The following is a 9,086-nucleotide window of genomic DNA, read 5'->3' on the forward strand; positions in this document are numbered from 1 at the left end:
TCCTACTCCTGTTCGTTGAGACTGGCATAGTATGATGCAACACAATCTTGAAAATCAAGGTTGTGTAGGATGCAGATTACGTCCAGTCCAGCGGTACGGTTGATTTTGATTTCGCCAAGCTGCTCAATCCGATAGAGTATATCCAGCATAGTAATGGCGTCAAGATTGAAAACCCGACCAATGTTGCATGGAGCAGTAAGAAGTTCGTTCAGACTGATTTCTTGCAAACCTTTCGCTTGCTCCACAATAACTGCTAAAGCTATCCAAGGATTGATGGCACTAGCCATAGGAATAGACTTGCGGTAGGTTTTCTTCTCTTTACTTAGAATATCAATCAAGCCCAATTCCCCGAACGGACAATCGATGTTACTCTCAGGATTGATGCGGTTCGGATTGGTTTTGAACCGGGGAACGTATGTGTTAATGATACAGGTGAAGTCATCATTCAAAGAGCGAATGGCAATCTCCTCAGTGCTGTCTGTCATTTTGACATAGTTCTGGAGGGCCGCTACAAAATCGTCCCGGCTGAACTCGGACATATTAAACTCATTAAAGAAGAAATAAAAGGCAGTGGCATTGCTCAAGTTACATGCAATGCGATATTGGAGCAGATAGAGTGTACCAATCTCTTCGATATAACGATCATTCTCGAAAACACTTCTGCCGAGCGGAGTAAATCGCTGTACCCGCCTCCCTGTGGTAGGTTCTTCAGTCAATCCAACAGCCAAGAGCCAATAGCGGAGGGATTTGACCATGTTAGCCCCTATACCAAGGACATCCATAGGGTTCTCATCCTTAGAGATAAAAACATCTTCCCTGGCGTCCACGTATTTCATTCCTTTGCTGAGCCAGCCTTTTCTGATAAAAAATGTTTCGTGGGCGCGGAACTTCATATCTCTGTCTCCTCTTCCAATACTTACTTAGTCCTCAAATACTTATCCATCGTACAGCCACCGTCTATGTACTTGGCCGTCATACAAGCCTTGCAGTGGATACATTTCGCTGGATCAATATAGTAGCCTGTGGAACTGATGGAAATAGCACCAGCGCGGCAGACCGACTCACACTTTAAGCACTTCCGACAGGCGTTGAACTTACGGATCTGATAACCCACCATACGTTGAAGGTTATCGTGGTCAGCCACATTCATTGTCCGCACTTTGACCGCATAATCGTAGCCATCTTGAGTAAAGGGCTGGAGCGATAAAATAGGGACATTAGTACGGCTGTCTAACACAATGACTTCACGAAGAATCCTTTTTCCCAGTTCAGGAGCAACCCGTCCAAAAGGTACGAACATACCTGTGAGCTCATCGTCGAAAGGACGGACAAGGCGGTAGATTTTGGCATGGTCCTCGGCAGTACAGTTGGTGAATCTGATTTTAACATCGTTGGCAGATGTGAGGCCGTTTCCGCCCTGGCGGGCTTTCCACTTTCCAGTGTCCACATAAGTCTCTGGATCCAGCTTGCCGATTCGTTTAGCAAAGCTGATGAGGAAGTCTCTCCATGCTTTTGACTGCTCTGGCATATAGATCCGGGACAACGCCTGCGCCCGTGGAGTATTGTTGGGACAGCACCAGCAGCCTACGCGATCATAGCCACGACGATATGCTTCGTTGAAGTCAATATTTTCGCCTAGTATGTATAACCAGATATCAATGTCCTTCCAGAAAAAAATCGGGGAGGCAACAGTCTGCTGTTTGATTTTAATGGCATCGGCGCTGTCCTCAATACGGTTGTATTTGCTGCGGCTGACCGACTCAGATTTCCGGATGCCATAGAAAGTCAAGATTTGCTCGCTACCATAGAGACTATTGATTATCCGAGTGATAGGACCGGTCTTAAACATGGAGCAGCACCAACGTATCATCCGGGCCGGAGGGCCAATATCATCGCAGACTTCATAAAAGTTTTGATCATCGTTCCGGGCAATTTGGAAGATAGCTTCGGGGTGAGCGGCGCGATATCGCTCCGCATATTCTGACGTGGCCGGAAACTCCAAAGTTGTGTCCCCGAAGATGTGGACAAGGCTAGGGTTGCTAAGAGCTTTGATAGCGAGGTCCGCAGTGACTGTAGAGTCCTTCCCGCCGGAAAATGATGCCACAATTTGCTCCGGCTTATATTTAGACGCTGCTCGTTGGATAAATTGAATGGCTTCATCCTTTAGAAAGTCTAGGCGGCGCTGGTTGGCCGCGATAAAAAGCCGAATATTTTGGTCAAAGGTATTATAGGAGTTAGATGGTTCCCCATTTTGTAAAGCGACTGCGATTTGATTCGCATCGCAGGTCTCATAGATAGTATTTGACATGGAGATGGGCTTACCGTCCACATAGTAGCGATTATTACACGCCCAGACAGAACTGTCACGCCAAAAGTGAGGTTCTTTGTCCAATATTAGTTCGATTAAGAGGCGTTCCTCCGGAAAAACGGGGCGAAGATCAGCCGAGAGGTATTTTGTCTTTTTGCCACAGAGTGGGCAGATACCCTTATCCGACTGGGAAACTGTATTGATGACAGGCACCTTGCAATGACTGCACCATCTGATTTCAACAGGAAGGTCCTCAACTGTGGCTTCACCGCACACAGGGCAGGTATCTGCGTTAGTTTCTATGTTACAGTTTCCACACCACAAGTATCTCAACCCCCTTGGTGTCTGTGAAATGAGTGTCTAGTGATTGCTATCAATCCTATTAGACTGGAGTGTCTCTCTCAAACTCGACAATATCACCGATGTTGCAGTCTAGGGTACGACAGATTTTTCGTAGTGCCTCCATGGAAACATCCTCGCTCTTGCGTAGCTTGGTCATGGTGCTGGAGGATAAGCCCGTTGCCTCATGGAGATCCCCTTTGCTCATTTCCTTGTCTATGAGTAGCTTCCAGAGTTTTTTATAACTCGCCTTCATATCCCTCACCTCAACAAAATATGTTATGATTATAGCATATAGTGTCTCTCTGTGCAAGGCCAGATTTCTCTTTTCAAGATTTTTTTGGCTCTTTTACGCGATTTTATATTGAAAAGAAGTCAAATTCATCTGTATGAGGGATTTTAATATGATGGGTTTTAGGTTAGTTAGCCTAGCGCACTCAAGCTGAGTACTTTCCTGCTGGAATCGCTTAAGTGTTTGATAGCCGTTCTCCTTACATTGAGGGCAGAGTTACTGCGAGAAAATATCTCTGTTCAAACGGTCTATTCGCGTCGTTCTCTGATAACTGCAAAAGAAATGGGATCGAAGATAATTACTTTCCTCCCAGCCTTTCGGGCATACCTCACCGTTGCCGCAGTTCCTCCACGCCGCTCTCCATTATAGACCGCCAGCAGTACCCCGGCAGACTCCACCAACCGATGGTTCCGGTCGAGCATACACCCGTCGTAATACTCATGGCTCACATACTCTATCGAATCAGCTTGCTTTAAGATCGAGTGATACTGCTCCTGTGCTGAATCACTCCACTTGTCCGCCTGTCTTTTGTGGGGCAGGATCAGATGGAGCCTCAGCGCAGGATTCTTTTCCCGCAGTTCCAGGACGGTCAACGCTGCCCAGCAGTCTACCCCGTCGGCTCCACCACTGTAGAAGTCCGTCACCCCGGCATCAACTATCTGTGTGATCTGCTCCGCTAACGCCGCTTTCAGGGCCAAGCAGCGGCTATCAGCTTCATTGAACCGCCACGGGAGCTTGTGTGGACGGTGGCCCGTGAAGGCACAGCAGTTATTCACCATTGCTATTTCACCCTCTCTTGGTGCAAATTTCTAATATGGGGGTTATATCCCCTTAATATAAGAGATTATAACCCCCACACTAGATAGTGTCAATGGGGGTGGATGCGTGATAATCTTTGATAAGCTGTGGAGTGTCATGAAAGATAAGGGTGTTTCTACTTACCAACTGAGAGAAAAATGCGGGATTGACAGCAAAACTGTCCGGCGTTTACGGGCAAATGACAACATGGAAACAAAGACATTGAACAAATTATGTGCGGTGCTGGACTGCCGCTTAGAAGATATTGCGGAATATGTTCCCGATGACGAATGAAGGAGTGCCGGTTGGCACTCCTTCTGTTTTTATAAGTTATATCTGATATAATTCAAAAATTCGATTGACTATAAACCACGCCATGTGCTATTCTGTACAAGAGAGGAGTTGACAGCCATGGTCATCCGAGAGAACTATCTATCCAAAATCCGTCCCTTCATCGGCAAGGACATCATCAAGGTACTGACTGGCATCCGGCGCGGCGGCAAAAGCGTTCTGCTGGAGCAGATCCGTGACGAAATAGGCAGCCCCAACACCATATTCCTGAACTTTGAGGACTTGGGCAACCAGTGCCTTTGCGAGTACAATGCTCTCCACGACTATATATGCGAGAAAATTGGTGACAGCAAGGAGCAGTTTTACCTGTTTTTCGATGAAATACAGGAGGTTCAGGGCTGGGAGAAGGCGGTCAACTCCCTGCGGGTGAAATTTCATGCGGACATCTACATTACTGGCTCCAACTCCCGGCTGCTGTCCGGCGAACTGGCGACCTATATTGCCGGGCGGTATATCTCTTTTGTTGTATACCCATTTTCCTTTACAGAGTTTCAAATGGCTGACTCTGCCCTGGCCTTCGATCAGTATATCCAATTCGGCGGTATGCCCTTTCTGTCCAGCATCAACTTCGAGCCGGAGATCAGCAAGAACTATCTTCAAGACATCTTCAATTCGGTGGTCTTGAAAGATATTGTCAAGCGCAACAACATCCGGGACGTTGACCTCCTGGAGCGTATCGTCGCCTATGCCCTGTCCAATGTAGGCAGGAGTTTCTCAGCCACCAGCATCTCCAAATTCTTCAAGGCGGAGAACCGCACCGTAGCTCCTGAAACGATCCTGAACTATCTGAAAGCTTGTGAGGAAGCCTATCTCTTGTACCGCCTCAAGAGCCAGGACATCAACTGCAAGAAGGTATTGAAGATCAACGAAAAATACTATGTGGCAGATCACGGGCTGCGGGAGGCGGTTATCGGTGCAAACCTGCAAAACGTGGAAATCGTTCTGGAAAACATTGTAGGCTTGGAATTGCTTCGCCGGGGATATAAGGTTTGTGTCGGACGTGTAGGGACGAAGGAGATCGACTTTGTAGGCGAGAAACAGAGTGACAAGCTGTATGTCCAGGTCTGCTATCTGCTCAGTGATGAAACCACCATTCAGCGGGAGTTTGGTTCGCTGCTGGAGGTCAGGGACAACTACCCAAAGTTGGTTCTGTATAAAGAAGGCTCTTTCCGAGGGAATTATGAGGGCATTCCTGCGATAAGGATTGAGGACTGGCTGGCAGGGAAAAACGTGTAAAGCAGGTGTGCTCGGGCGGTCTTTATGCGGTGTTGCCGTAATTCTCCTGCATACAAACAAAACACTTTGGCGCGTATAAAATAGATAACGCTGAATTGAGGTTGACTTTGCACATAATATGTACTATAATTGTCGTGCAAGGAGGCGATAATATGGATACCAACATGACATTCCGCATGGATTCCGATGTAAAAGCCGAGATGTCTGCTATCTGCGCCAAGCTGGGAATGACAACGTCCACTGCTTTCAATATTTTTGCCAATGCCTTTGTGCGTGCAAAGGGAATGCCATTCGCTGTAACAGTTCAAGAGTCTGACACTTTTGTGGCAAAAGGGGCAATGCTGGCAGATACCGACCAGCTATTGGCTGACTTTGCGTCAGACTATAAGAGGATGGCAGAATGATTTGGATAGAGGTGGAGGACGTTATTCTGATCCATAGCCGAATTATTCAAGTCACCGGTGGGATAGACGGTCTCCGAGATCGCGCCAGTCTGGAAGCAACTCTTGCCGCGCCGCTTCAATCTTTCACGGGAGAGGATCTTTTTCCTTCAGATATTGAAAAAATCGCCCGTCTTGGATATGGATTGGCGGCTAACCATGCCTTTATAGATGGAAATAAGCGAATCGGTGCCATGCTGACACAGCTCCTATTGAAGTGGAACGGCTACCATCTGGAATTGCAAAAGGGCGAGTTGGCGGATATGTTTATCGCTATTGCCGATGGCAGCGCAGATGAGCAGGATTTGTTAGCCTGGATTCGAGCGCATATCAGATGAAACGAGTAAGGTCAGCGCCCATAATCGGGTGCAGATCTTGTTGTCTCCCGCAATCAGAATCGAGGGCTGGCTGACGGGAAAAATGTGTAAAACTCTCGTTGTATCTCTCGGAAAAATGTGTTATACTATCTTTGATCCCACACAAGAAGGGATGGTGATGTGATGAAGCGAAACGCCTTAGACGCTCTGATCAAGTGGCAACACAGCGAAGACCGCAAGCCTATGGTACTAAAAGGCGCAAGGCAGGTAGGCAAGACCTGGCTCATGAAAGAGTTTGGTCAAAGCTGCTACGAACATTCCGTTTACTTCAACTTTGATGAAGAGGACGAATTGAAGTCCATCTTTGAAGCCAATAAAACCCCCCAGCGGATCATCGAATTGCTGTCAATGATCGTCGGTGAGAAGATACTTCCCGGCAAGACCCTGGTGATTTTTGACGAGATACAGGAGTGTCCCGCCGCCCTCAACGCCTTGAAATACTTCAAGGAAAGGGCCAACGAGTACCATATTATTTCGGCTGGCAGTCTCCTGGGGACGCTGCTGGCCCAGCCAAAGTCCTACCCGGTGGGCATGGTGAACCTGCTGGACCTCTCCCCTCTTACCTTCGATGAATTTCTGGCGGCTGTGGAGCCTTCCCTGTATGAGTTCTACTGCGGCATCCAGAAGGAGCAGCCTATTGAGGAGATTTTCCACCGCCGTCTGATGGAAGCCTGCAATAACTACTTCATCATTGGCGGGATGCCGGAGTGTGTGGCCTTATGGATAAAATACAAAGACCCGGCTAAGGTGGCTCAGATCCAGCGGGAGCTGATTGAGATATATGAAAACGACTTCTCCAAGCACAACGGCAAGGTCCACAGCGGCCGCATTCTGATGGTTTTCCGCAGCATCGTCTCCCAGCTTGCAAAAGCCAATGAGAAATTCATGTACGGTGCTGTCCGGGAAGGAGGACGGGCCAGAGACTTTGAGGAAGCGATAGAATGGCTCGTTTCTGCCGGGATGCTGAACCGGGTCTACAATATCTCCAAGCTGGAGCATCCTCTTGCCGCTTTTGACAAGCTGGATCAGTTCAAGCTCTTTGTCTTTGACACCGGCCTGCTCAAGCAGATGGCGGGGATCGACAACAGCGCAATTCTGTTGAAAAGCGATTACCAATTCAAAGGCCCCCTGACCGAGAATTTTGTTTTGCAGCAGCTCCGAGGCCAGTTCGAGGTAGAACCCCGCTACTACTCCGACAAAAACGGTGAGATTGATTTTGTGGTGCAATACGGAACAGAGATCATCCCCATTGAGGCCAAGGGCGGCGAGGACAAATCAGCCCCTTCCTTCAAGCGGTATATTGCTGAAAAGCAGCCGGAACACGCTCTGCGATTCTCTAAGCGTGGCTACCGGAAGGATGGGTATATTACCAATCTTCCGCTATATCTGGCGAAAAAAACAAGGGAACTGCTTTAGCGGCTATACTAGCGGCTATACTTTAGAGAAAAAAGAGGACATCCAATCATATGACCAATGAAAAAGTATTCCAAATGGATTTTGGGAAAGTCTACGAACTTCTTTTGAATAAGGCAACCAAGAAGGGGCGTACACAAACGGAGGTTGATGAAGTTATCTGCTGGCTGACAGGATACAATACAGAAAGTTTGGAAAAGGCCCTTACATCCTCGGTCTGCTACGGAGACTTTTTCCGCAACGCACCCGCCCCCAATCCCAATCGGACGCTGATAAAGGGTGTGGTCTGCGGCATACGGGTGGAGGAAATCGAAGACCCTCTTATGCGAGAAATCCGGTACTTGGATAAGCTCATCGACGAGCTTGCCAAGGGCAAGCCTATGGAAAAGATTCTGCGGAAACAGGAGGAACCAGCCATGTGGGTATGCCCCAAATGCGGCCGGTCATTTCGCAGAAAAGAGCAGGATCATTATTGTGGGAAAGCGCCGGATACGATCGAGGAATACATCCTCAGTCAGCCGGAAGATGTACAGCCTTATCTGTGCCAGGTCAATGACGCCATTAAAGGCAACATCCCGGAGGCCAAGGAAAAGATCTCCTGGAGTATGCCCACCTATTGGAAAGGCCGTAACCTGATCCAGTTCGCGGCCTTCAAACGGCACATCGGCCTTTACCCTGGCCCGGAGGCTGTGGAAGCGTTCGCCGACAGATTGACGGACTATAAGACCAGCAAAGGAGCCATTCAGATCCCCTACAGCAAGCCGTTACCGCTAGAATTGATTGGAGAGATTGCAGCGTGGTGTGAGAAGAACAGCCAGAAATAGGGGGCTTGTCCACCCTATTTTTCCTCACGCCGAAAAAACTCTGGAAGAACGCTATATCAAGAATATTCTGCTGGAATCATCCGTACAGAACAAAATTTTTTAGCTCGGCTGCGTGAATTGGAGGCGATTTGAATGAATGATAAAAAGATTTACATTGTGGCGAAAGTTTTCGATAAGCCCGGCAGCTTGGCATATCTCTGTAAGACACCCAATGAAGCCAGATGCCTGCCAGGGACACTGGAGGCTCTGCGGGCTGAAGGGGTCCAGATCGTTATTTTGGACTCGCCGGAAATCTATTCGGAGTATGCGCCATATTCTTATGTGGAAAACATGAAAGCATTTATTAACAAAGTCTGCCAATTAAATCGAATTGCCTGATAGGGTCCAACCCTATTACCCGAGTCCTTTACCAGAGGAAAACAGGGCTTGTCTACCCATTTTCCCACACATCGAAAAAGCCCCGGAACCCTTGCAAACACTGGGCTCCGAGGCCCTTACTTAAATTGATAACTTCGGCGAAGCGATTCGTCTGGCAAAGGAAAAAATGGATCAAAAAAATGTCTATCTTACCAATCCGATTCTAGATCAAAGGAAGTAACAAATTTGGGGCATAGGCCAAATGGCCTATGCCCTCAGCTTGTCGAAAAGCGGCCTGCCAGGAAAAAGTTCTGGCAGGCCGCAAAGCATAAAGATACATAAGGGCAGCAA

Annotated in this window: 11 protein-coding genes and 1 pseudogene; 8 read left to right on the forward strand and 4 right to left on the reverse strand. The window is 48.0% G+C overall.

Features of this window, described 5'->3' with window-relative positions; translation table 11 throughout:
• Positions 1–2 precede the first annotated feature (2 nt).
• The 4 genes from D1159_RS08670 to D1159_RS08685 all read right to left on the reverse strand — a co-directional run bounded on the left by D1159_RS08670 (position 3) and on the right by D1159_RS08685 (position 3,718).
• Positions 3–893 (reverse strand): DUF4007 family protein, encoded by an 891-nt coding sequence (locus D1159_RS08670; protein ID WP_161845272.1) that lies wholly within the window; start codon positions 891–893, stop codon positions 3–5.
• 23 nt (positions 894–916) lie between these two features.
• Positions 917–2,521: a phosphoadenosine phosphosulfate reductase family protein gene (locus D1159_RS08675; RefSeq protein WP_347563661.1), complete on the reverse strand. Its 1,605-nt coding sequence runs from the start codon at positions 2,519–2,521 to the stop codon at positions 917–919.
• Positions 2,522–2,690: 169 nt separating this feature from the next.
• Positions 2,691–2,903 carry a helix-turn-helix transcriptional regulator gene (locus D1159_RS08680; RefSeq protein WP_161845274.1) on the reverse strand — a complete coding sequence of 71 codons (213 nt, stop codon included), beginning with the start codon at positions 2,901–2,903 and terminating at the stop codon, positions 2,691–2,693.
• A gap of 284 nt (positions 2,904–3,187) precedes the next feature.
• Positions 3,188–3,718: an SLOG family protein gene (locus tag D1159_RS08685; protein WP_161845275.1), complete on the reverse strand. Its 531-nt coding sequence runs from the start codon at positions 3,716–3,718 to the stop codon at positions 3,188–3,190.
• 106 nt (positions 3,719–3,824) lie between these two features.
• Here D1159_RS08685 and D1159_RS08690 point away from each other — a divergent pair, with 106 nt between their 5' ends.
• From D1159_RS08690 to D1159_RS08720, 8 genes and pseudogenes are all read left to right on the forward strand, one after another.
• Positions 3,825–4,031, forward strand: coding sequence for a helix-turn-helix transcriptional regulator (locus D1159_RS08690; protein ID WP_161845276.1), 207 nt, complete (start codon positions 3,825–3,827; stop codon positions 4,029–4,031).
• 117 nt (positions 4,032–4,148) lie between these two features.
• The gene (locus tag D1159_RS08695; protein ID WP_161845277.1) at positions 4,149–5,324 is read left to right on the forward strand and encodes an ATP-binding protein; all 1,176 of its coding nucleotides are present in this window, start codon (positions 4,149–4,151) and stop codon (positions 5,322–5,324) included.
• A gap of 152 nt (positions 5,325–5,476) precedes the next feature.
• Entirely contained in the window at positions 5,477–5,728 is a 252-nt protein-coding gene (locus tag D1159_RS08700; protein WP_161845278.1) for a type II toxin-antitoxin system RelB/DinJ family antitoxin, read from the forward strand.
• Positions 5,725–6,102: a type II toxin-antitoxin system death-on-curing family toxin gene (locus D1159_RS08705; protein ID WP_161845279.1), complete on the forward strand. Its 378-nt coding sequence runs from the start codon at positions 5,725–5,727 to the stop codon at positions 6,100–6,102. The genes D1159_RS08700 and D1159_RS08705 overlap by 4 nt, the downstream gene beginning before the upstream one ends.
• Positions 6,103–6,264: 162 nt before the next feature.
• On the forward strand, positions 6,265–7,557 hold the full coding sequence (locus tag D1159_RS08710) for an AAA family ATPase (RefSeq protein ID WP_161845280.1): 1,293 nt from the start codon (positions 6,265–6,267) through the stop codon (positions 7,555–7,557).
• Positions 7,558–7,607: 50 nt separating this feature from the next.
• Positions 7,608–7,955, forward strand: a pseudogene (locus D1159_RS19605) (DUF2200 domain-containing protein); the annotation flags it as partial.
• Between the two features lie 15 nt (positions 7,956–7,970).
• Positions 7,971–8,378 (forward strand): DUF1801 domain-containing protein, encoded by a 408-nt coding sequence (locus tag D1159_RS19610; protein ID WP_243152198.1) that lies wholly within the window; start codon positions 7,971–7,973, stop codon positions 8,376–8,378.
• Between the two features lie 132 nt (positions 8,379–8,510).
• Positions 8,511–8,756 (forward strand): DUF6718 family protein, encoded by a 246-nt coding sequence (locus D1159_RS08720; RefSeq protein WP_161845282.1) that lies wholly within the window; start codon positions 8,511–8,513, stop codon positions 8,754–8,756.
• The last annotated feature ends 330 nt before the right edge of the window (positions 8,757–9,086 follow it).

The organism is Pseudoflavonifractor sp. 524-17, from assembly GCF_009935845.1.
GTDB lineage: Bacteria > Bacillota > Clostridia > Oscillospirales > Oscillospiraceae > Pseudoflavonifractor_A.